This window comes from Thioalkalivibrio sp. ALJ7, from assembly GCF_000376865.1.
Taxonomy (GTDB): domain Bacteria; phylum Pseudomonadota; class Gammaproteobacteria; order Ectothiorhodospirales; family Ectothiorhodospiraceae; genus Thioalkalivibrio.
The window spans coordinates 119,914-142,489 of record NZ_AQXQ01000012.1; the positions used below are offsets into that span (position 1 = coordinate 119,914).

Sequence of the window (22,576 nt, forward strand, 5' to 3'; positions counted from 1 at the left end):
CGTTTTGAATTATCGAGGGTTCGAATCCCGAAACGTCTAGGGCCAGACATGCAAAAGGGGCCACATGGGCCCCCTTGCTCAATCTTGGCGGAGAGGGAGGGATTCGAACCCTCGATACGGGGTTACCGTATACACACTTTCCAGGCGTGCGCCTTCGACCGCTCGGCCACCTCTCCGGTTTTCCGCAACCGCCAGGCGGTCACGAAGCGCGAAATCCTAAACCAGGCGCCGCACCGGCGCAATGGACGGGGCGGAAAACAGGCGTTTGCAGCTTCAGCTGCCACCCTTGCCCGGCAACCCCGGGAAGGCATGGATATTCCCGCCCGACGCACCCGCATCGTGGATACGCGGCGTGCCGACCGCCGTGACCTCGTCGATGCGGATGAGGGCGTGCATCGGCACATGGAAGCGCTCTACACCCTCAAATTCGTTCCGCAGACGTTCCTCGGACGTATCCACCACCACTTGCGAACGCTCGCCGAACAGCAAGCCTTCGATGGTCACGAAGCCGTAAAGCTCGTCCTGATACACCTCGCGGGCAAACAATTCGTAGGTCTTGCCATTGTTCAGGAAACTGATTCGATAACGTATGTTCTTGTCCATGGGCTCCATGATGGGGCAGCAACCGCAGATTGCAACGGGTTGGCGTTGGTCCCACGCTTCAGAGCCGGTATGATTCCGGCCTTTATCCGCATCGGTCCGGCACGCCAACGATGAATTCCTCCCAGGAGCTGCTCGATCATCTGAGCCGCAACAGCTCGCCCTATCAGGATCCGCTCACGCGGATTCGCTGGGATGCGCTGTCGTCGGAGGACTACTGGATCCCCGAAGAGGCCATCTCCCTGTTCGGCACGCCGGAGTATTCGGCGCTCTCCAGCGCGCAGAAACGGCGCCTCTCGCAATACGAGTTCCTCTACTTCATCAGTGGCGCACTGTGGCTGGAAGGCTTGTTCATGGAACGCATCTCGCGCATCTCCATGCACTCGACCGGCCGACTGGACCGATTGAATTACCGCCTGCACGAACTACGGGAAGAGGCGGGTCACAGCCTGATGTTCATCGAGTTCATGCGCCGCAGCGGCCTGGAACTGCCGGAACGGCGTTTCCCGAAGCCGAAACTCGCTACGCTGGTCGGCCGCTTCGCCCCCTTCGAGTCCTCGATCTTCTGGATCGCGGTGATGATCGGCGAAGAGGTCCCCGACCGGATGAACCGCCTGATCCATCAACGCCGCGACCAGATCAGCCCCACGGTGCACGACGTCGTCACCACCCACATGATCGACGAGGCCCGCCATATGGCCCATGCCCGCGACACGCTGGAAAGCTGCCTGGACACGCTCCCAGCCTGGCAAAAGGCGACCTACCGTCCCCTGATGCGTCGCGTGTTCCGCCAGTTCGTGCATGCCTTCTACTACCCCACGGCGGACATCTACCAGCTCGCGGGCCTGCCCGTCGGTCCGGACTACCGCCGCCTGGCACGCGACAACCCGAGGCGGGCGGCCTTCATCGACACCTGCGTCGACCCCGCACTGCAAATCCTCCGTGCCCAGGGCCTGGTCCTGAACTGGCGATAAGAGATCGGTCGCCCCTCCCCGGCAGTCCCCGTGAGGACGATTGGGTATGATCGAACGCATGTCCCCGCTCCTCCACCTACGCCCGCCCAGCACTACCTGGCGCCAGATCGAACTGGGCGTATTCATCGTGCTACTGGTGATGATTGGGCTTCGGGTCTGGTTTCAGCCACCCTCGGCCCTGGAACTACTCACGTTTCGCGAGGAGTTCCAGGTGGTCCTGGTCGAACACCCGTTGGGGCGCTCCGAACTCGCCACAACCACCGGCCACGACCAGCTGGAACTGGACCTGCTGCACGGCTTTGCTCAGGAACTGGGTACCCGCATTCGGGTCACCCGAGTGGAGACAGCGGCGGAGGCCCACCGACGCCTGCGCGAACAGCGCGTCGATCTGGCCGCGGGGTTCCTGGTGGACCCTGAAGAACCCGCCATTGAACGCGGCCCGGAAATCCTTTCAATCCAGCAAGTTCTGGTCTTCTGGAACGATAACGCGCGCTCCTCCGTTCTGCCGAGGATCACCGACCTTCCGGTCGGGGCCCGTCTGGGGTTCACCGCACAGTCTCCCCTGCCCGAACATCTCCGCCTGCACCTGGCCCACGCCAGCAATCCCGACGAAGCCACCGTCGATACAGAGGACAACGGCGAAACCGCGCCGTCAGATCCCGGTGCCTTCGGACCCGTCGGCCTTGCGCCGGGCGAACCACCCGTCGAGCTGGTACCCAAGGGGACGGCGGAGGCATTGCGCCAAGCCCTCGAGTCCGGCGAGATCGACTATGCCCTGATGAACTCCCTGGAATTCGGGCGCCTGCGGCGTCTACATCCCGAACTACGCATGGCCTACGAATTCGAGGACGGTGCTTCGGTTGCCTGGCTGTTCCCCTCCGGGTTTGATCGCAGCCTCATTGATGCGGCCGAACGCTACATCCAGCGCTTGCGCGACAACCGCGAGCTGGAACAGATGCTCGATCGCTACCTCGGTCACCTGGAAATCCATGACCTGGTGGATGCGCTGACCTTTGCCCGCCGTGTCGAAAACCGCCTGGACCGGTATCGCCACCTGTTCGAACGTGCGGGCGAGGAATACGGTCTGGACTGGCGCTTCATCGCCGCAGTCGCCTACCAGGAATCTCATTGGGATGCCGGCGCCATCTCTCCCACTGGCGTACGCGGCCTGATGATGCTGACCCAGAACACGGCAGCCGGCCTCGGCATCCAGGACCGTACGGACCCGGAAGCCAGTGTCGACGGGGGTACCCGTTACCTGCTGGATCTGCGCGAGCGTCTGCCCGAACGCATCCCGGAACCCGACCGCACCTGGATGACCCTGGCCGCGTACAACGTGGGTCTCGGACACCTGTTTGATGCCCGCCGCCTAGCCGAAGCCAACGGCGACGACCCCGACCGCTGGCTGGACGTGATGCAATGGCTGCCCCGCCTGGCCGAAAGCGAATGGCATGAGCAGACGCGCTACGGCTACGCCCGCGGCTGGGAACCTGTGGTCTACGTACAGAACATCCGCAGCTACTACGACAAGCTGATCCAACGCTTCCCCGACAGCAACGATCCACTTCCACCGCCGCCCGCCCCCTATCGGCGCGTACCCCTGACGCTCTGACTGCAAGAGCGGCGCGCAGAAAAGGGCGCGAGCGGCCGAGCAATTCCCCTATAATCCGGCCCGAATCCAAGACGCCGGACCCAGGCCCATGAATGCTTCCACCCGCGCCTCCCTGCGCGCAGCCATCGGACCCGGGCTTCTGATGGCTGGAGCTGCGGTAGGCGTTTCGCATCTGGTCCAGGCGACCCGAGGCGGTGCCGAGTACGGGCTGTTGCTCATCCCGATCGTACTTCTGGCCTGCCTGTTCAAGTATCCATTCCTAGAGTTCGGCCCGCGCTACGCGGCCGCCACTGGACATCACCTGCTGACCGGCTACCACCGGCTCGGCAACTGGGCACTCGGGCTCTACATCGCGGTGACCGTGGGTACCCTGTTTACCATCCAGGCAGTGGTCACGTTGACCACTGCCGGGCTGGTCACACTGGTCTTTGACCTGGATCTGTCGGTCACCCTGGTCTCGGCACTGGTGCTGGCCGCATGCATTACATTCCTGATGATCGGCGCCTACCGCGGGCTGGATCTGGGCATGAAGATCATCATGGCGGCGCTCAGCGTCTCCACCGTGGCCGCCGTGGCACTCGCCTTCCGCGAGGCTCCGGACCTGGTCACCCTGTCCGGCGCGCAAGAGTGGTCGAGCCTCTGGACCCTGGCCGGCTTTGCGTTCGTGCTGGCCCTTCTGGGATGGATGCCCATCCCGCTCGATGTGGCCGCCTGGCATTCGATCTGGACCCAGGAGCGCGCCCGCCAGACGGGCCACGCCCCGACGGTACGCGAGGCGATCTTCGACTTCCGCCTGGGCTACCTGGGCGCGGTGGTGATTGCCCTTGCGTTCATGCTGCTGGGCGCGGTGCTGATGTATGGCAGCGGGATCGGCTTTGCCCCAGGGGCGGCCGCCTTCTCCGCTCAGCTGGTAGACCTGTACGCCCTGAGTCTGGGCGAATGGAGCCGCACCCTGATCGCCGTGGCCGCCCTGACCACAATGTTCTCAACCACCCTGGCCGTGACCGATGCCTACCCCCGCGTGATCGTGGCGATCATCCGCACCCTGCGCGAGGACGGCCACGCACCACAGACCATGGATCCCTCGCGCAAGGGCGAGCGAGGCCTGGACTGGTGGGGTTACCGGATCGCGCTGCTGGTGGTCGCCAGCGGGGCCGTGCTGCTGATCTCGCAGGCCGGGGAACACTTCACCCGCCTGGTCGATTTCGCCACGCTGCTGTCGTTCCTGTCCGCCCCGGTACTGGCCTGGATCACCTTCAAGGTGGTGATGTCACCGGACATGCCGGAGCAACACCGACCAGGGCGCGGCATGCGCGCCCTGTCCTGGGCCGGGATCGTATTCGGCCTGGTGTTCTCGGTGCTCTACATCCTCTGGCGCCTGTTCGGCTGACCCGCTACACCAAGAACCGCCTTTATCGCCCTTGATCGTCACGGGCGTGAAGGCAAAAACGCGCCAGGATGGCCACATCGTGATCGGCCTGGCCGGCCTCCAATGCCTCGTCCACCGCGCGCCGCACCGGCACGAGTCCGTCGAGGCTCAGCCCCACCTCCTCGCCCAGCCCGGCCACAATGCCCAGGTCCTTGTGGTAGAGACCGGTCTGGAAACCGGGCTCGAAGTCGCCATCCAGTAGCCGCTGGCCGTGTACCTCCAGGATGCGCGAACCGGCAAAGCCTCCCATTAACGCCTCGCGCATGCGTGCCGGGTCCACCCCGGTCTGTTCGGCCAACGCAAACGCCTCCCCAATCGCGACCAGGGTCTCGCCCACCACCAGCTGGTTGCAGGCCTTGGCAATCTGGCCGGCCCCGCTGTCCCCGACATGCGTCAGGGTGGACCCCACCACGTCGAAAATCGGTCGCAGCGACTCAACGGCCGCAGCCGGACCGCCCACCATCAGGCTGAGCGTTCCGGCCCGCGCGCCCGGCTCGCCACCCGACACCGGCGCATCCACGAACGCGACCTCATGCTCCGCCGCCGCCCGCGCCAGGGCACGGGTGCGCATCGGGTCGATGGTGCTGTGGTCAACCACAATCAGACCGGGGCGGGCATGTTCCAGGATCCCGCCCGATCCCGTCATCAAGGCCTCGACATCCGGCGTGTCGGAGACATTCAGAACCAGTACACGAACACCCCGTACCAGTTCCGCCAGGCTGTTGTGCACCTTGGCACCATCGGCCTCCAGGGCTTGGGCGGTCTCCGGCCGCCGAGCCCACACATGGAGCTCAGCTCCCGCAGCCAGGAGGTTGCGATTCATGGGGGCACCCATGATGCCGAGGCCGACCGCCCCGATCGGCTGCAGCTCGGGCGGGATGATGGGTTGGGACATGTGGCACTCCTGAAAGGGTATCCGGGCACTGTAGCAATCCCACCCGAAAAACGGCGCATGAAGGGTAAACAGGGTCATGCAACGCGAACACTTGCACGGGTTCTGGCCGTTTCCAGCGTGATGGCACTAAGTTTCGACGGGCTGCTGGTGCGCCGGGCCAACACGGCGGGAATGAACATCGTCTTCTGCCGGCGGCCTACTGATGGCCCTGGCCCTGGCACTGGCGCTGATTGCGTGTCCACGCGCCTCCGTCCAGCCGGCGAGGTGGCCGTGTCTTTCGTACTCTAGGCCGCGATTGGGACCCTCAGGGTCTGGCTGTTTCGGTCCTAGGCCCCCGACACACTCATGCTGCTGGCAGGTGGGCTGGTCCTCGTCTCCCCGGCTGTGTCCATGCAGCCTCCGGTCCACACAGGGACCGCACCTTCTAATATTTTAATTTTCCACTCAACATCAGTCACTTAACCAACATTTGATCGGAATAATCTCCAACGGTTCCCGTCCTACCCATAACTGGAAATGATCAGCATGGAAGCCTGCCATCGGATCCAGTCTGCTGAATTCAGCGCGACATACGCCTCGACTACGCGACACACGGGAACAATCCTGGAGACCGATCATGAAAAAGCGTTTCATCCTTCCACTCGCCCTGGCCGCCGCGGCCCTGATTCTGCCGGGGACCGTTGCCGCCGACGATTTCGACTACGGAACACATAAGGTCGTTTACCACGTGAACTACGATGACACCGGCCGCTACATGGCCGCGATGGGCAACATCCAGAACCATATCAATGCGGTCGGCGCTGACAACATGGACATCAAGGTCGTCATGCACGGAGACGGCCTCAATCTGTTGAGGACCGCAAAGGAGCATGACGACCTGCGAGCCCGCGTCGACAACCTGAAGATGCAGGACGTCGATTTCCAGGTCTGCGCCAACACCCTGGCCGGCCGCAACATCGATCTGCACGATGACCTCTACGACGCCTCCGAGGATGACGTCATCCCGAGCGGCGTAGCTCACATCTCCTATCTGCAGAACAACGGCTTCACCTACAGCAAGCCGTAAGTAAGACGGCTTGCTGTAATCCGGCGACCGCCATCTCCCGGTCGTCGTTTCGGGCCCGAGACTTCTCGGGCCCTTTTCTTTATTGGGCCACTGACGGGAATAGGCGCATACCTCATACGTCTTATTCATACCTGTCCGCCGGCTTCGTCCCGAAGTCCCCGGTTACAGGGCGCCACCCCGGCGCAAGGCCCCAAGGCGTACCAAAAACCCGCCCGGGCTTGGGTTTTTCCTGGAGGAACCTGTGCAATGAAGACGATGAAACTGATCCCGCTGACCCTTCTCGCGCTGCTGTTGAGCCTGCCCGGTCTGGTAGCCGCGGCGGACTTCGACTATGGCCACCACAAGGTGGTCTATCACGTGAACTACAACGACGAAGGGCGCTACATGGCGGCGATGGGCAACATCCAGAACCATATCAATGCCGTCGGCGCTGACAACATGGAAATCAAGGTCGTGATGCATGGCGACGGCCTCGGACTGCTCCAGACCGCCAATACCAACGAGAACCTGCGTGGCCGCATCGAAAACCTGAAGATGCAGAACGTGGAGTTTCAGGTCTGCGCCAACACCCTGCGCGGGCGCAATATCGCGCTGGAGGAACTGTTCGATGCCGCCGAGGAAGACGTGATCCCCAGCGGCGTGGCGCACATCTCCTACCTGCAGCACCAGGGCTATACCTACAGCAAGCCCTGAGGTTCCAAGCACTCCAACCACGGGAGGCCCGGATCGCAGGATCCGGGCCTTTTTCATGGCACCGCGTCAGGACATTGGGGGTGCGAGTGTGAATCGGTATGGTATGCACTCCCCCGCAGCCGCGAGTCCCGCCGTGTCCGCTATCCGCATCCAGCAGCTGTACAAGGCGTACGACGGCAAGGCGGTCGTGGACGGCATTGATCTGGAGATCGCTCCCGGTGAGTTCTTCGGCCTGCTGGGACCCAATGGCGCGGGCAAGACCACCACCCTGCGCATGCTCCTGGGTATGACCCCGATCGACGGTGGCCAGGTCGAGGTGCTGGGCCTGCCGATGCCGGAGGGCGAACGCGCGGTGCGCGAGCGTCTGGGCATCGTGCCGCAGTTCGATACCCTGGACCCGGACTTCACCGTAATCGAGAACATGCGCACCTACGCCGCCTACTTCGGCCTGTCCGGTGCTGAGGTGCAGGCACGTATCGATCGCCTGCTGGAGCAGGTCAATCTGAACGACAAGCGCGGCGCCCGTATCGATGCCCTCTCCGGCGGCATGAAGCGCCGCCTGACCCTGGCCCGTGCGTTGATCAATGAACCCGAGGTGGTGGTGCTGGACGAACCCACCACCGGCCTTGATCCGCAGGCGCGGCATCACCTGTGGCGCCAATTGCGCGCGTTGCGCGCCTCCGGCGTGACCCTGGTGCTGACCACGCACTACATGGAGGAGGCCGAGGAGCTGTGTGACCGTATCGCCATCATCGACCATGGACGAATCATCGCCTGTGACGCACCCAGCCGCCTGATCGCGGAGCATATCGAGCCCTGGGTGCTGACCGTCGGCGGCACCGATGCCGGCGCGGTCCTGCAACGCGAGCTGGGCGCGAAGGACCGCGCCCACCAGGTGGCCGACACCTGGCTGGTCTACACCGCGGAGCCGGACCGGCTGCGCGAACGCCTGCGCGCGCTCGGGCACGAACCCACCCTGCGCGAGGCGGATCTGGAAGATGTCTTCCTGAAACTCACCGGACACGAGCTGCGCGACTGATGGCCCACCCCGCAATGCCTCTGCTACCCCGCCCCAGCCTGCGTTTCGTCGCGGTGTGGAAGCGCAACGCGCTGGTCTGGCGCAAGCTGATCGTGCCCTCCATGCTCGGCAATTTCGGGGAACCGATCCTGTATCTGCTGGCCTTTGGCTATGGCTTCGGCCGTCTGGTCGGCGACCTCGACGGCATGACTTACATGGTCTTCATCGCCTCCGGCATCATCTGCTCGTCGGCCATGTTCACCGCGAGCTTCGAAGGCATGTACTCCGCCTACACACGCATGGCAGAGCAGAATACGTGGCTGGGGATGCTCGCGACCCCGCTGACCCTGGACGACATCGTATTCGCCGAGGCCACCTGGGCCGCGACCAAGGGCCTGATCAGCGCTGTGACGATTCTGGTGGTGGCCAGCCTCCTGGGCCTGGTGAGCGATGCGCGCGCATTGCTCGCGCTCCCGGTGATCTTCCTGGCCGCCTTCACCTTTGGCGCTCTGGCCCTGGTCATCACCGCCCTGGCGCGCAGCTACGACTTCTTCCTGTACTACTTCACCCTCGCGGTCACGCCCATGCTGCTGCTCTCCGGCGTGTTCTTCCCCCTGACCGAGCTCCCCGGTTGGGTCCAGGGCCTGGCTCTCGCCCTGCCGCTGGCGCATGTGCTGGAGATCGTACGCCCCCTGATGACCGGCGCCTGGCCCACTGCCTGGCTGCCACACCTGGCCGTCATTGCCACCTATGGCCTGAGCGCGATCATCCTCGCCACGTATCTGATTCGCCGCCGTCTGTTGCGCTGATAACCGCGTACCCGCATCAGGCTGTGAGAGAATAGAAGGCTTTCCAGCCTCCCCGAGCCCCCGATGACCGAGTCCTCTCCCGGCGATGCCATTCCCGCCTTCGACCCGCTGGCCGAGCGCCGTGAATACCTGGCCACCGCGGCCGGCGGACTCGCCCCGCTGGTCGCTCGGGAGCTGGAGGACTTCGGAGCCACGGACCTGCGCGAGGACCGTGCCGGCATTCACTTCCACGCGGACCTCACCACGCTCTACCGCTGCCTGCTGGGCAGCCGCGTGGCCAGCCGCATCCTGTTGCCGCTGGCACGTTTTGACGAGCCGGACGGCGATGCCTGCCACGCCGCCAGCCGGGCACTGGAGTGGCCCGCCCTGTTCGCCCTGGATGCCACCTTCGCAGTCGACGTCACTGGCAAGAGCTCGCATATCGGCCATACCCACTTCGCTGGCGTCCGCGTGAAGGACGGCATCGCCGATGCCTTCCGTGCCACCCTCGGGGAACGCCCAGACGTGGACGCCCAAGACCCGGACGTGCGCGTCCTGTTGCAGCTCCAGGGCCACCAGGCACAGATCAGCCTGGATATCGGCAATGGTGGGCTGCACCGTCGCGGCTACCGTGGCAGCGGCGGCCAGGCCCCGCTGCGCGAGAACCTCGCCGCGGCCCTGCTCATGCGCGCCGGCTGGCCGGAACGGGTCGAGGCCGAGCCCGAGGCCCAGTTCCTGGACCCCTTCTGCGGCAGCGGCACGCTCGTGATCGAGGCCGCCCTGATGGCTACCCGGACCGTCCCTGGCCTGCTGCGCGAGGGCTTCCTGGCCCGTGGCTGGTCCGGGCACAATGCCGACCTCTGGGCCGACTGCCTCGCCGAAGCCCGATCTTCGATACGCCCCTGGGAGGGCCCGCCACTGCTGGGCAGCGACCACGACCGGGGTGCGGTGGCGGCGGCACGCAAAGCCGCCAAGTCCGCTGGCGTGAGCGGCTGTACCCGCTTCGACCAGGCCGATGCCCTGACTCTGGCCGCGCCCGCTAACCGCGGCATGCTGGTCAGCAACCCGCCCTATGGGGAGCGCATCGGCAACACGCCGGAACTGATCAAACTCTACAGCCTGCTGGGTGAGCGTCTGCGCAGCGCCTTTGGCGGCTGGCATGTGGCCCTGCTGGTGGCGGACACCACCGACTCGCAGCGCCTGGGCCTGCGCGCCAGCCACAAGCACCGTTTCTACAACGGCACCCTCGCCTGTCACCTGCTGCAGTTCGAGATCCACCAGCGTGAGGAGCCAGCGGCCGCCCCGGCACCGGACTTCGCCAATCGCCTGCAGAAGAACCTGCGCCATCTGACGCGCTGGGCCAAACGCCAGGGGATCACCTGCTACCGCCTCTACGACGCGGACTTGGCCGAATACCCACTGCAGATCGACCGCTACAAGTCCGAGGACGGCACCCTCCACCTGCACGTGCAGGAGTTCGCGGCCCCCGCCAGTGTCGAGCCGGCCCGCGCCGAGGCACGCCTGCGTGGGGCATTGGCCGCCACTCTGGAGGTGACCGGCGTGGAACCCGCCAACCTGCACTACAAGCAACGTCGGTCGCAGAAAGGGCGCGCCCAGTACCAACGCGCCGAGACCACGCAACCCCAGCCCTTCTGGGTTGAGGAGCACGGATGTCGGCTCAAGGTCGAGCTCGACACCTATCTCGACAGCGGGTTGTTTCTGGATCACCGTCCGATCCGTCGACGCCTGCAGCAGGAATGCCGGGGCCTGCGCTTCCTGAACCTGTTCTGCTACACCGCCGCCGTCAGCGTCCACGCTGCCGTGGGAGGTGCCAGCCAAACGGTATCGGTGGATCTTTCCAATACCTATCTCGAGTGGGCTGCGGACAACCTGCATGCGAATGGGTTTTCCGCCCAGGTGCGCGACGGCCGCGGGCGCCGCCGACCGGATGAGCACGCCCTTCTGCGGGCGGATTGCGTTGCCTGGTTGCGCGATGCAGTGGAGGACCCCGCCCTGCGCTTCGATCGGATCTTTCTCGACCCGCCGACCTTTTCCAATTCCAAACGCACCGACGACGAGTTCGACGTGCAGCGTGATCACGTCCAGCTCATTCAGGATGCCGTTCGTCTGCTCACGGAGGGTGGTGTTCTGTATTTCTCCACCAACCGTCGCCGCTTCGAACTGAACGCCGACCCACTGGAAGCACTGGCGATCCGCGAGATCACACGTGAGACCCTGGACGAAGACTTCCGCCGCCCACCACCCCCTCATCGCTGCTGGGTTATCCAACGGCCATAGATGGCCTCGAGAACGCGAACGCCCCCCACAAAAAAGGGCGCCCCATGGGGCGCCCGGAAACATCACAACCACGCAAACAGGATGTTTGCTGGACCCGCTCAGTCGCCGTAACCGTGGTTTTCCACCAAGTAGTCAACGATGTCCTCGCGCTGCTCGTCCGTAAGCCACGTCATGCCATAGTCTTCCATGTCATCCATCACCCAGTGCCAATCGGCACGATTGAGGTTCTGGTTGGTGGCCTGACGAATACCGTGGCAGGCCGAGCAGGTCTGCTCGAACAGTTGCTTGGTTGCCGATACCTCCTCGGCCTTTTCTTCCTGAGCTTGTTGCTCTTCTTCCGAGATGGCATCGCCCCAAACGGGTACGGCCAGGGCCAGCAATGCGACCCCCATCAACGGTGGCAAAACAAAACGCTTCATGCGTACTCCATTTTTCAGTTCAGGGCCCGGGGCAGGTGCCCTGGGCATGGAGGTTGATCACGCCGCCACGGTCACCGGGATGCGGTGCACGACGTTGCCGTCATATCCACGCGGGTTCCACGGCTGAACGATGGGCTGGGTATTACCCTTGTCGTCCACTGCACGCGCCCAGATCTCGTAGTAGCCGCGATTCTCGAAGGACAATTCCTTCTCGAAGTGCACCCAGGCGTACTTGTTGACCGGGTCGCCCTTGAGATCGGCCTTTTCCCAGTTCAGACCGAAGTCGGTGGAGATCCAGACCTCCGCAACCTCGTCCTCGCCCGCCCAGGCATGACCCGTGACCTTGACCGTCTCACCGCGCTCCAGACCGGTATCTTTCTCGGGGCCGGTAATGACGGACTTGATCAGCCACGGACCGCCGACTTTCATGTCTTCTTCCGGCGGACGTTCGCCCGGAGCGACCGGGTATTTCGGCATCCGATAAGAATAGCCCGTCATGCCGCGGCCGTCGTGTTCCTGATCGCGCAGGGTGATGTTCGTCAGCCACTTGTGCGAACAGGACCCATACCAGCCTGGAACGACCAGACGCACCGGGAAACCATGGGCTGCCGGGAGGTCCTCGCCGTTCATCTGATAGGCCACGATGGTGTGCTCTTCCATCGCCTTTTCGATCGGCACGCCACGAGAGAACGGACCGCGATCGCCAAGGATCGGCTCGTAGCCCTCATGGGCGGTGTACACCGCGCTATCCTTGACGCCAGCGCGTTCGAGGAGATCCTTCAGCGGGACACCGGTCCAGCGCGCGTTGCCGATGGCGCCGCGATCCCACGGATTGCCACGCGGCTGCGGGTCAAAATTGGCGCGGCCATTACCACCACACTCGATGGAGAGGACCAGGTCCTTGCTGTCCATGCTCTTCAGATCGTCCAGGCCGACTTCGAGTTCGTCGTGTACCTCACCGTCGATCTTCAATGACCAGCCACTGGCGTCTCGGTCCAGCGCCTGCTGCGGGATCAGGTCGTTGTTACGCACAAAATGGCGGCTTGCCGGTGTGACTTCGTCCACCAGCATGTGCGGCGGTGTCTCCACGTTCAGCGGCCGGTCGTTGTGCACCATCAGGCCGCTTTCCTTGCTGGCATCCGACATCGCGGCCTTCGCCTGATCGTCTTCGACGCCATTGGCTTCGTCGGCCCAGGCCGCCGGAATCAGGCCACGGCCGAACAGGCCGCGCATCGCGGCATCGGTACCGGCACCAAAGCCGAACAGCGTGAGTGCCGCTCCGCCGACGCCCATGCTGCCCATGAAACGACGGCGGGAAACGGCCTCATCAAAAACTTCCAGGGTTTCAGGACTGGCACCAGCGTCTTCCGTTTTTCCACGTAGCCGGTCCCAGAATTGGTTATCGTTCTTCTTAGTCATGAATACTCCTCCGTCGCACGAATCCTTGCAGTTATGATCCCCATGGCCGGTCCTTGTCATGTAGGGATCGCTTGGAGATTTAGACTAAGTTCAGATGTATTTCAAAGTATTTTTTCGGGAATTTTTCTCGGACGTTAGTGGTCGTTAATAACGCCAGTTAAAAATCATATTTTTGCAACAAATTAGGATATAATAATGCGCAACTGGGTCCTCTTTTCTTTGTTTTTTCTGCCCGCCTTTGCCCTTGCTCAGGAAATCGAAATCCGCGACATCGAGGCAGGTGAAGGCGAGGCGATTTCCCAACATGACACCGCCCTCGTCCACTATGTCGGCACCCTGGAAGAAGACGGTTCTCAGTTCGATTCCAGCCGCGACGCCGGCCAGCCGCTGTCGGTCACGCCGGGCACCGGTCAGACCATCCCCGGCTTCGAGCGCGCGATCCTCGGCATGCGCGAAGGCGGCAAACGCGAGGTCACCATCCCTCCGGAACTCGCCTATGGAGAACGCGGAGCGGGTAACATCATTCCGCGCAACGCGACGCTGAAGTTCGAGATCGAGGTGATGGAGATCACGGACCGCGCGCCCTTCACCAACATCGACAATCAGGAACTGGCCACGAAGCTGGATGAAGGCGTCACCCTGGTGGATATTCGTCGTCCGGACGAATGGGCCGAAACCGGTGTAGTGGAAGGCAGCCACCGCATCACGGCCTTCGAGGAAGATGGCAGCCTGAATCCCGATTTCGGGCGGCAGTTCACCGAACTGGTCGGCCAGGATGAAGAGGTGGTCCTGATTTGCCGTGTCGGCAACCGCACAGCCGCCCTGGCGCGCGCCCTGGCCGACGGGCTCGGCTACGAGAACATCTACAACGTGACCGACGGCATCATGGAATGGCTGGAGGACGACCGCATCGTTCAGCACGACTGTCCAGAGACAGCCGAAACGGCCCAATGCTGATGCCCTTAATGCGACAGCTCCTGGCCCTTGCACTGCTAGCCCTGTGGCTTGCCGGGCCAGCAATGGCCGACACCGACAAGACCGCCAGCACCGAACTGCCGGAATCGGTGACGACCCAGCATCAGATCGAGCTGGCCAATGGTGAACGCCTGGACTACTCGGCCACCGCGGGATACATCCCGCTAGGTGACAGTGACCACCCGCAGGCGCGCATCTTCACCACCAGCTACACGGTGGAGGACGACACGCCGCGACCGGTCAGCTTCATGGTCAACGGTGGACCCGGCGCCGCCTCCGCCTACCTCAACGTTGGCGGCCTCGGGCCGCGGGTGCTCGAAACCGACGCGAAGGGCCTGCCGACCACTACGCCTCCGCGACTGGTCGACAACCCGAAGACCTGGCTGGCATTCACGGACCTGGTGTTCATCGACCCGGTGGGCACCGGCTTCAGCCGTGTGATGGAAGGCGAAGCCGACACTTACTTCAGCCGTGACGGCGACCTGGAGGCGATGGAGGAGACTCTGGAACGCTGGCTGGACCGCAACGGCCGCCGCGGAGACCCGGTCTATCTGGCCGGCGAGAGCTATGGCGGTTACCGCGCTGCGGCCCTGCCGGCGCGCCTGATGCGCCAGTCCGGTATCAGCGTCAGCGGTACGGTGCTGATTTCGCCCGCCCTGGACTACGCAATGCTGCAGCCCGGAACAGGGCGTCCGGTCGCCTGGGCGCTCGGCCTACCCTCGATCACCGCCGCGGCCCGAGCCCAGGACCGCCTGGGCGACGACCCGCCGGACCAGGCCGCAGCCGAGTCCTTTGCCCTGGGCCCGTACCTGCAAGGCCTGATGCATCCACGGGAAATCGATGACGAATGGATCGCACAAGTCGCGCGCTTCACCGGCCTGGGGCAGGAACGCCTCAAGGCCACCGGGGGGCGCATCCCGCTGGACATGACCCAGCGCGGCCTTCTGCTCGACGAGGGGCGCCTGGTGAGCCTCTACGACGGCGGCATCGACAACCCCGACCCCGTCCCCACCCGCGTCCGGCCACAGGGATCGGACGCGATCCTAGAAGGCCTGATCGCCCCGCTATCCACCGCCATGCTGGATCACCTGCGCAACACCCTGGAGTGGGAGCACGGGCATCAGTACCGCCTGCTCAGTCGAGAGGTCTTTCGCAGCTGGGACTGGGAAGGCTCCGGCCGCGAAGGACACTTCTCCGCGCTGGATGACCTGGCCACCGCCCTCGCGCTGGACCGAAACTTCCGCATCTTCAGCGTGCACGGCGAGGCGGATCTGATCACACCGTATTTCGCCACCGAGTGGCTGCTCGGCCAGATCGCGCACGCCGCGGGCGAGGACCCGGACGCGCGCATCATTCCGCGCGCCTATCCCGGTGGGCACATGCTCTACATGCGGGCGGATACGAACCAGGCCCTGTTCGACGATGCCGCGGCGTTCTACCGCGGCGAGACGCCCTGATCGGAGAGCCTTTTCAGGCTTCCCGGTCCACGAAGTCGCCTTCAGCGTCGGTATCAAAATCCAGCCGGCGGCTGGTACCCGGCGCCTCGGCTTCTTCCGTGTCCGGCGGCGTCAGACTCAGTCCAGCATCCGAGGCAACATCCGCCAGATCGCGGATCTGATCCAGTGACGGTAGCTCTTCCAGACGCTTCAGACCCAGGTCATCCAGAAAGCCACGCGTAGTGGCATAGAGTGCTGGCCGGCCCGGTACCTCCTTGTGCCCGACCACCCGAACCCACTCGCGCTCTTGCAGCGTGCGCATGATCCCGGAACTGACCGCGACCCCGCGCACGGATTCGATCTCGGCGCGGGTGACCGGCTGGCGATAGGCAATGATGGCGAGGGTCTCGAGCAGGGCGCGTGACAGACGGGACGGGCGTTCCGGCTGGGCCGCCTGAACGGTGGCGGAAAAGCGTGCGCGCACACGGAAACGGTAGCCTCCCGCAGTGCGCACCAGCTCGATGGCACGGTCGCTGTAGCGCTCCTGCAAGTGGCCAATCGCCTGTTCCAGCAGGGCCTGGTCGATCTCGCCCAGTTCCTCGCAGGCGGCCTTCAGATCCCGCGCCGGCACCGGTTCCGCGGCCGCGAACAATACGGCCTCGACCGCCAGTTCGACCGCCCGCAGCGGGTCGTGATCGGAATCGGGTGCCGTCTCCGCCAGGGTCTTCTCGGCCTGATCGTTCATGCCCAATCGCCTCCCTCGTCTTCCACGGGCGTACCGCGGCGGCGTAACTGGATGGGGCTGTACGGCTCGCTCTGGCCCCACTCGACTAGCCCGGCCTTGGTCAGCTCCAACACCGCGAGAAACGATACCACCACCCCCTGACGGCCCTCCGCCGCCATCAGCAACGAGACAAAGTCCGTGAAGCGCTCGGCGTGCAAACTGTCGAGAATGCTGGACATACGCTCACGCACCGACAGCTGCTCGGTGGACACATGATGGTGCGCCATCAGGCTCGCGCGATGCATGACGGCCGCCAGCGCCTCCATCAGTTCGTCCAGCGATGGCGCGGGCGGCGGCGGGCCCTCCAACGCCTCGACACTGGCAACGGCGGCAAACACATCCCGATCCATCCGCGGCAGCGCGTCCAGGCGCTCGGCGGCGGTCTTGAACTGCTCGTACTCCTGCAACTGCCGGATCAACGCCATGCGCGGATCGGCGTCGTCGTCCGCCTCGGCATCACGCGGACGCGGCAGCAACATGCGTGACTTGATCTCGGCCAGCAGGGCGGCCATCACCAGGTACTCCCCCGCCAGCTCCAGGCGCATGGCGCGCATCACCTCGATGTAGGCCATGTACTGGCGCGTGATCTCGGCAATGGGGATCGCCAGGATGTCGAGGTTCTGCCGGCGGATCAGGTACAGCAGCAGATCCAGCGGCCCCTCGAAGGAATCAAGAAAGACCTCCAGCGCATCCGGCGGGATATAGAGATCGGCCGGCAGTTCCGCCACTGGCTCGCCGTGCACGCGATAAAGCACCTCCCCATCCGCCCCGGTTTCGGCGGTGGCGGGGAGGTCGAGATCGTCGCTCGCCTCAGCGTGCGGGTCCATGCCGCTCGTTCATCGCAGGTAGTCCAGCCCCATCACCCGGCGCACCTCTTCCAGGGTCTCACGGGCCTCTTCGCGGGCGGCCTCGGACCCCTCGACGATAATGGAACGCACCAGGGCCGGGTCCTCCGCGTATTCCTTCGCCCGCTGCTGGATGGGCTCCAGCTCCGCCTGCACCTCCTCGATCAGTGGGCGCTTGCAGTCGATGCAGCCGATCCCGGCCGTGGTACAACCGGCGTAGAGTTCTTCCCGCTGACTCTCGCTGGTGTAGACCTTGTGCAACTCCCACACCGGGCATTTGTTCGGATCGCCGGGGTCCGTGCGACGCACCCGTGCCGGATCCGTCGGCATCGTCCGGATCAAGGTCTCCACTTCGGCCGGTTCGGTACGCAGACTGATGGTATTGCCATAGCTTTTGGACATCTTGCGCCCGTCCAGTCCGGGCATCTTCGAGGCCGGGGTCAGCCGCGCCTGCGGCTCCGGCAAGATGATCTTGCCACCGCCCTCGAGATATCCGAACAGCCGCTCGCGATCGCCCAGCGAGATGTTCTGCTGAGAATCCAGCATCGCCCGCGCCACTTCCAGTGCCTCGTCCTCGCCCTGCTCCTGGTACCGCTTGCGCAGATCGCGATAGCGCTTGGCGGCCTTCTTGCCCATCTTGTCCACGGCGGCCTCGGCCTTCTCGGCAAAGCCCGGCTCGCGGCCATAGAGATGGTTGAAACGCCGCGCGATCTCGCGCGTCACCTCCAGATGCGACACCTGATCCTCGCCCACCGGAACCATCCCGGCACGATAGGCGAGCACATCCGCGCTTTGCAGCACCGGATAGCCGAGGAAGCCGTAGGTCGCCAGGTCCTTCTCGCGCAGCTGCTCCTGCTGGTCCTTGTACGTTGGGACCCGTTCCAGCCAACCGAGCGGCGTGATCATCGACAGCAGCAGGTGCAGCTCGGCGTGCTCCGGGACGCGCGACTGCACGAACAGTGTCGCGGAGCCTGGGCTTACGCCTGCTGCCAGCCAGTCGATGACCATCTCGATCACATGCTGCTGCAGGTCACCGGGGTCTTCGTAATGGGTGGTCAGCGCATGCCAGTCGGCCACGAAGAAGAAGCACTCGTAGTTGTGCTGCAACTCGATCCAGTTCTTCAACACACCGTGGTAATGGCCCAGATGCAGGCGCCCGGTGGGACGCATGCCGGAGAGCACACGCTGGTTGCTACCCTGATTACTGCTCACGGAATCAATCCCTTCCTCTTAGAAGCGGGCGCATCCGCGCCCGGTCTATCGTCTCAGAACATACCGCCGGAGAAGGCGAACAACATGGCCAGCAACATCGAAGTGCGGTCCACATCGTTGATGTGCACGCGACCATCCGCCATCGCCAGGTTGCCGTGCCAGTAACCCGCTTCGGCATCCCGTCGCAGCCAGCCGTCCGCGGCCAATGCATGCAGTTGGGCATCCAGGTCAATATCGGGATAGGCCGCATCGAATTCGGCCACCCATTCCAGCCCGAGTCGCAGCTCACTGTCCAGCACCAGCACCTCCAGCGGCCGGGTCGCGAAACCCTGTTGCGTCCCGCGCAGGCCCAGCTCGGCATCCAACGCAAGCTGACGCGAAGGCTCTTCGTTAAGCGAGACCTGTAGCTGGATTCCGGGACGGTGCTCGATCATTCCGCCCAGGGCGTCAATCATCGCCGCGCCAATCAGCGCATTGCGCTGATCGCCCTCGACGCCACGCGCCTCGAGCGCCTCCAGTTCTCCGAGCAATTGCAGCAGGCTGGGCCGATCCCAGCGCAGGATCCCCAGCTGCAGGTCCAGCGCCTCCAGCGTCAGCGCATCCCCTTCGCCATCGTCCACGCGGGCATGGTCCATCTGCAAACGCACACGCGAATCCATGCGGTCATTGCTCGTGTGCTGGAAGGCATCCAGGCGCGGACGCTCCAGCAACAGCCGAACGGCCTCGCCCTCGTTTAACTCGATACGCGAGGCGGCCAGTCCACCTTCGTAATCGGGCAAACGCCCGAAGACGCCATCGTCGTCGGCCTCAAAAACGGTGGCGTAGCGAAGATCACTTGCGCGCCAGAGAAACGCGTCGTCGGACAACTGAAGATCCGGGATATCCAGACTCACCAGGATCTGTTCCCGGGACCAGGCGAACCGGCCCTGTCCCGCAGCCAACTCCAGCCATACCGGCACATCGGTCCCGGTATGCTCGGCCACTTCGGGCACCGTAGTCAGATCCACGCGCAGCTCATCGAAGGCGACGCGGGTGGTCACCCCCCCGCCCAGCCCGGCACGGGAATGCACCTGCAGATCCAATGAGCGCAACAGGTGGCCGATCAACGAATCATCCGGCGCCGCCAGGGTGTCCAGGTCGACAAACGAGTCGCCGCGAGCGCCCAGGAGGCCATGCCGCACAGCGTGTACCAGCGGGATCTCGAGGCGGCCATCCGCGTCCTCCAGGATCAGACGACTGCGGCCACTGGCCCCCAGGTAGCCACGCTCGTACTCGAGCATCTCGTGGCGCAGATGCACCTCGCCCAACTGGGCCTCGTGGGTGGCGTTGACGGTCCCCTCGACCTGGGTGCCGACCACCACCGGCCAGACAGCGGCCACAACCAGCACCACCACGGCCAGAATGATCCATTTACGCACTGCGCCTCCCTGCGGCGATGCCGCACTCCAGGTCCTGCCGATGGCCAATGCACACCCACCGGCCCGTGAGCCTATTCATCCAGAAATCCCACATCGCCCAGGCCATGTCGAATGACCGTGGGTACGTCGTCCGTGAGGTCCAGCACACTGGTGGCCTCCAGCGTACCCGCTCCCCCATCGACGACCAGATCCACCACCTTGCCCAAGCGATCATCGATCTCCCAGGGTTCGCTCAGCGGCAGATCATCACCGGGCAGCTGCAGGGTCGCCGACATTAAAGGCGAGCCCAGTGCGTCCAGCAACGCCGATACGATCGGGCTCGCCGGCACGCGCATTCCAATGGTGCGCCGCTTGGGATGCTGCAACCGGCGCGGCACCTCGCGGGTGGCGGGAAGAATGAAGGTATAAGGCCCGGGCGTGAGGGTCTTCATCAGTCGAAACGCCGTGTTGTCCACCTTGGCGTACACCCCCAGTTCGGAAAGGTCGCGGCACAGGAGCGTCAGGTGGTGGGTCTCGTCCACCTGGCGGATGCGGCGGATGCGATCCGCCCCGGTCTTGTCCCCCGGCAGGCACGCCAGCGCATAGCAGGCATCGGTCGGCAGCGCGATCACCGCCCCTGCCTGCAGACGATCCAACACTTGCTGGATCAGCCTGGGCTGGGGATTGTCGGGGTGGATCGAAAGCATGGTCGCAGCCGGAACGGTTACAGGCCGCGCAGTGTAGCGCATCCACCAGCTCCCCCATAAGCCAGCTCTCCCATAAGGATGGGTCGCCCACGCCGGCGAACGTCCTCGTAACGGGTCACGGGTCAAACTGCGAGCCGTCGAACACCAGAGTTCGACGATGATCGGTTACGATACAGGTCTATCCGAGGAGATCGCCCATGCTCTACATGATTCAGGGCCAGGATGCCCCCGACTCGCTGGACGCGCGCCTCGCTGCGCGGCCCGAACACGTGGCCCGGCTGCAAACCCTGCGCGACGACGGGCGGCTGATCCTTGCGGGCCCTTTCCCCGCCATCGACAGCAATGACCCCGGCCCGGCCGGCTTCACCGGCAGCCTGATCGTTGCGGAATTTCCTTCGCTGGAGGCCGCGCGGGAATGGGCCGATGCCGACCCCTACGTGGCCGCCGGTGTCTACACCGCCGTCGACGTGCGCCCATTCAAGCAGGTCTTCTGATGCGGCCCCGTACTTGGTCCACGACACTCGTAACCCTGGCGGCTGTCGGCCTCCTGGCCGCTTGCGGCCCGGACAATGACACGTCCTCCACAGATGACACCGCCGGGATCGCGACCGACACCCAGGATGCGGACACCGTCGCCACCGTAAACGGCGAGCCCATCACCCGGGCCGACCTGTTCACCTACTCGGGCATGGACGATGACCCCGGTCTGGCGGAAGGCGAGGGCACCCTGGAGGAGCTGATCAGCCTCGAACTACTGCGCCAGGAAGCCGTCGCCCGCGGGCTGGATACCGAAGCCGAGACCCGCCGCATCCTGCGTATGGTGGAAACCAACCTGCTGGCTTCACAGTTGATGGAGCGCATCACCGCCGAGATGGAAATCACCCAGGAAGACCTGGAGGCGGAGTACGAGCGCCAAATGGAGATGATGCGCGGCACCGAATACCGCGCCCGGCACATCCTGCTGGAGGACGAGGAACACGCCCGCGAATTGCTTGTGGAACTGGGCGACGGCGCGGACTTCGCGGCCCTCGCCGAGACGCATTCCATCGATCCGGGTTCGGGATCCCGCGGCGGCGAACTGGGCTGGTTCAGCCCCGAGCAGATGGTCCCCGCATTCAGCGATGCCACCGTAGCCCTGGAACCGGGTGAGACCACCGCCGAACCAGTCGAGAGCCGTTTCGGCTGGCACATCATCCGGCTTGAAGAGACACGGGACACGCAGGTCCCGGAACTGGAAGATGTCCGCGCCGAACTGATCGAGATCCTGGAAAGCCGCGCCATCCAGGAGTACCTCGAAGGCCTGCGGGCCGACGCGGAGATCGAGATCCCGAATCGCCCAGCGAACTAGGCCCCGCGAACTAGGCCCGGCTCACTAAAGGAGCACGGGCTGGCCTCAGCCTCAGTGCCCGTGATGCATACCCCCGTGCCCGGACTCCGGGGCGCCCTCCCTGGCGTCCTCGCCCCGCTGCACGCGGGCATGGATAGTCATGGTCTCGCCATCCGCGAACTCCAGCACCACGGGAATCCAGTCGCCGGCCGTCAACGGCTCATGCAAGCCGATCAACATCAGGTGCAGCCCCCCAGGCTCCAGCACCAGCGTCTCGCCTGCCGGGACATCCAGCCTCTCCACCTGACGCATTCGCATCACGCCGTCGACATGGGCATGTTCATGCAGTTCCACCACCTCCGAGATCGGGCTCTCGGCCGCCACGATGCGGTAATCGCGATCGCCTGCATTACGCAGCTCGAAGTAGCCGCCCGTGCTATCACCCGGCATCAGACGAATCCAGGGCGCAGAGGCCATCTCGAGTCCGTCCCGGCATTCGCACAGCTCCGGCTCCCCGGCCGCGACCGGGCTCATGGAGCCGCCCGCCAGCACGGTTACCGCCACCAGCCCGTGCAACATCATTCGGGATCCCTTCATGGCCTTCATCCTCAGTTAAGCAAACTGTAATATTGGCACAACGAGGGACACCCGAGGGCACAGTGGGTTCCCCTAAAAATGCAGT

General features: G+C 64.4%; 22 protein-coding genes, 1 tRNA gene and 1 pseudogene. 13 read left to right on the top strand and 11 right to left on the bottom strand.

Annotated features, from left to right (window positions below):
- Positions 1–85: 85 nt before the first annotated feature.
- Both D002_RS0109240 and D002_RS0109245 read right to left on the bottom strand, forming a co-directional pair.
- A tRNA-Ser gene (locus D002_RS0109240) sits at positions 86–176 on the bottom strand.
- Positions 177–273: 97 nt separating this feature from the next.
- Positions 274–603, bottom strand: coding sequence for a DUF1820 family protein (locus D002_RS0109245; RefSeq protein ID WP_018141635.1), 330 nt, complete (start codon positions 601–603; stop codon positions 274–276).
- 110 nt (positions 604–713) lie between these two features.
- On the opposite strand from D002_RS0109245, the gene D002_RS0109250 reads away from it, so the two are divergent.
- The 3 genes from D002_RS0109250 to D002_RS0109260 all read left to right on the top strand — a co-directional run bounded on the left by D002_RS0109250 (position 714) and on the right by D002_RS0109260 (position 4,576).
- Complete coding sequence (locus tag D002_RS0109250; protein ID WP_018141636.1) at positions 714–1,574, top strand: diiron oxygenase; 861 nt, start codon at positions 714–716, stop codon at positions 1,572–1,574.
- Positions 1,575–1,632: 58 nt separating this feature from the next.
- Positions 1,633–3,186 carry a membrane-bound lytic murein transglycosylase MltF gene (mltF, locus tag D002_RS0109255; RefSeq protein ID WP_026181636.1) on the top strand — a complete coding sequence of 518 codons (1,554 nt, stop codon included), beginning with the start codon at positions 1,633–1,635 and terminating at the stop codon, positions 3,184–3,186.
- 88 nt (positions 3,187–3,274) lie between these two features.
- Positions 3,275–4,576: an NRAMP family divalent metal transporter gene (locus D002_RS0109260; protein ID WP_018141638.1), complete on the top strand. Its 1,302-nt coding sequence runs from the start codon at positions 3,275–3,277 to the stop codon at positions 4,574–4,576.
- Positions 4,577–4,598: 22 nt separating this feature from the next.
- Here the strand turns inward: D002_RS0109260 and D002_RS0109265 are convergent, their stop codons facing one another.
- Positions 4,599–5,510 carry an NAD(P)-dependent oxidoreductase gene (locus D002_RS0109265; RefSeq protein WP_018141639.1) on the bottom strand — a complete coding sequence of 304 codons (912 nt, stop codon included), beginning with the start codon at positions 5,508–5,510 and terminating at the stop codon, positions 4,599–4,601.
- Between the two features lie 76 nt (positions 5,511–5,586).
- Between D002_RS0109265 and D002_RS13970 the strand changes: the two are divergent.
- The 6 genes and pseudogenes from D002_RS13970 to rlmKL form a co-directional block, all read left to right on the top strand.
- A pseudogene (locus tag D002_RS13970) lies at positions 5,587–5,826 on the top strand (hypothetical protein); the annotation flags it as partial.
- Positions 5,827–6,126: 300 nt separating this feature from the next.
- Positions 6,127–6,576 (top strand): DsrE family protein, encoded by a 450-nt coding sequence (locus D002_RS0109270; protein ID WP_018141640.1) that lies wholly within the window; start codon positions 6,127–6,129, stop codon positions 6,574–6,576.
- Between the two features lie 246 nt (positions 6,577–6,822).
- A complete protein-coding gene (locus D002_RS0109275; protein ID WP_018141641.1) occupies positions 6,823–7,269 on the top strand; it encodes a DsrE family protein in 447 nt (148 codons plus the stop codon).
- A gap of 133 nt (positions 7,270–7,402) precedes the next feature.
- Positions 7,403–8,308, top strand: a complete 906-nt coding sequence (locus D002_RS0109280) for an ABC transporter ATP-binding protein (RefSeq protein WP_018141642.1) — start codon at positions 7,403–7,405, stop codon at positions 8,306–8,308.
- Positions 8,308–9,096, top strand: coding sequence for an ABC transporter permease (locus D002_RS0109285; RefSeq protein WP_018141643.1), 789 nt, complete (start codon positions 8,308–8,310; stop codon positions 9,094–9,096). Before D002_RS0109280 ends, D002_RS0109285 begins: the two co-directional genes overlap by 1 nt.
- Positions 9,097–9,159: 63 nt before the next feature.
- A complete protein-coding gene (gene rlmKL / locus D002_RS0109290) occupies positions 9,160–11,373 on the top strand; it encodes a bifunctional 23S rRNA (guanine(2069)-N(7))-methyltransferase RlmK/23S rRNA (guanine(2445)-N(2))-methyltransferase RlmL (protein ID WP_018141644.1) in 2,214 nt (737 codons plus the stop codon).
- A gap of 98 nt (positions 11,374–11,471) precedes the next feature.
- Here rlmKL and D002_RS0109295 read toward each other — a convergent pair whose 3' ends face one another.
- A complete protein-coding gene (locus tag D002_RS0109295) occupies positions 11,472–11,792 on the bottom strand; it encodes a cytochrome c (protein ID WP_018141645.1) in 321 nt (106 codons plus the stop codon).
- A 57-nt stretch (positions 11,793–11,849) separates the two neighbouring features.
- A complete protein-coding gene (locus D002_RS0109300) occupies positions 11,850–13,211 on the bottom strand; it encodes a sulfite oxidase (RefSeq protein WP_018141646.1) in 1,362 nt (453 codons plus the stop codon).
- A 195-nt stretch (positions 13,212–13,406) separates the two neighbouring features.
- Between D002_RS0109300 and D002_RS0109305 the strand changes: the two genes are divergently transcribed.
- Together D002_RS0109305 and D002_RS0109310 are read left to right on the top strand one after the other, a co-directional pair.
- Positions 13,407–14,168 (top strand): FKBP-type peptidyl-prolyl cis-trans isomerase, encoded by a 762-nt coding sequence (locus D002_RS0109305; protein ID WP_018141647.1) that lies wholly within the window; start codon positions 13,407–13,409, stop codon positions 14,166–14,168.
- Positions 14,162–15,643 (top strand): S10 family peptidase, encoded by a 1,482-nt coding sequence (locus tag D002_RS0109310; protein WP_018141648.1) that lies wholly within the window; start codon positions 14,162–14,164, stop codon positions 15,641–15,643. The genes D002_RS0109305 and D002_RS0109310 overlap by 7 nt, the downstream gene beginning before the upstream one ends.
- 13 nt (positions 15,644–15,656) lie before the next feature.
- On the opposite strand, the gene scpB is transcribed toward D002_RS0109310, so the two are convergent.
- The 5 genes from scpB to D002_RS0109335 form a co-directional block, all read right to left on the bottom strand.
- Entirely contained in the window at positions 15,657–16,367 is a 711-nt protein-coding gene (gene scpB / locus D002_RS0109315) for an SMC-Scp complex subunit ScpB (RefSeq protein WP_018141649.1), read from the bottom strand.
- Positions 16,364–17,233 carry a ScpA family protein gene (locus D002_RS0109320; RefSeq protein WP_018141650.1) on the bottom strand — a complete coding sequence of 290 codons (870 nt, stop codon included), beginning with the start codon at positions 17,231–17,233 and terminating at the stop codon, positions 16,364–16,366. The genes scpB and D002_RS0109320 overlap by 4 nt, the downstream gene beginning before the upstream one ends.
- Before the next feature lie 9 nt (positions 17,234–17,242).
- Entirely contained in the window at positions 17,243–18,463 is a 1,221-nt protein-coding gene (locus D002_RS0109325) for a tryptophan--tRNA ligase (protein ID WP_018141651.1), read from the bottom strand.
- Positions 18,464–18,516: 53 nt separating this feature from the next.
- Positions 18,517–19,881: a DUF945 family protein gene (locus tag D002_RS0109330; protein ID WP_018141652.1), complete on the bottom strand. Its 1,365-nt coding sequence runs from the start codon at positions 19,879–19,881 to the stop codon at positions 18,517–18,519.
- Positions 19,882–19,952: 71 nt separating this feature from the next.
- Positions 19,953–20,567: an L-threonylcarbamoyladenylate synthase gene (locus D002_RS0109335; protein WP_018141653.1), complete on the bottom strand. Its 615-nt coding sequence runs from the start codon at positions 20,565–20,567 to the stop codon at positions 19,953–19,955.
- A 197-nt stretch (positions 20,568–20,764) separates the two neighbouring features.
- Here D002_RS0109335 and D002_RS0109340 point away from each other — a divergent pair, with 197 nt between their 5' ends.
- Both D002_RS0109340 and D002_RS0109345 read left to right on the top strand, forming a co-directional pair.
- Positions 20,765–21,061 carry a YciI family protein gene (locus D002_RS0109340; RefSeq protein ID WP_018141654.1) on the top strand — a complete coding sequence of 99 codons (297 nt, stop codon included), beginning with the start codon at positions 20,765–20,767 and terminating at the stop codon, positions 21,059–21,061.
- Complete coding sequence (locus tag D002_RS0109345) at positions 21,061–21,915, top strand: peptidylprolyl isomerase (RefSeq protein ID WP_018141655.1); 855 nt, start codon at positions 21,061–21,063, stop codon at positions 21,913–21,915. Before D002_RS0109340 ends, D002_RS0109345 begins: the two co-directional genes overlap by 1 nt.
- Before the next feature lie 51 nt (positions 21,916–21,966).
- On the opposite strand, the gene D002_RS0109350 is transcribed toward D002_RS0109345, so the two are convergent.
- A complete protein-coding gene (locus D002_RS0109350; RefSeq protein ID WP_196800119.1) occupies positions 21,967–22,491 on the bottom strand; it encodes a copper chaperone PCu(A)C in 525 nt (174 codons plus the stop codon).
- Positions 22,492–22,576 lie beyond the last annotated feature (85 nt).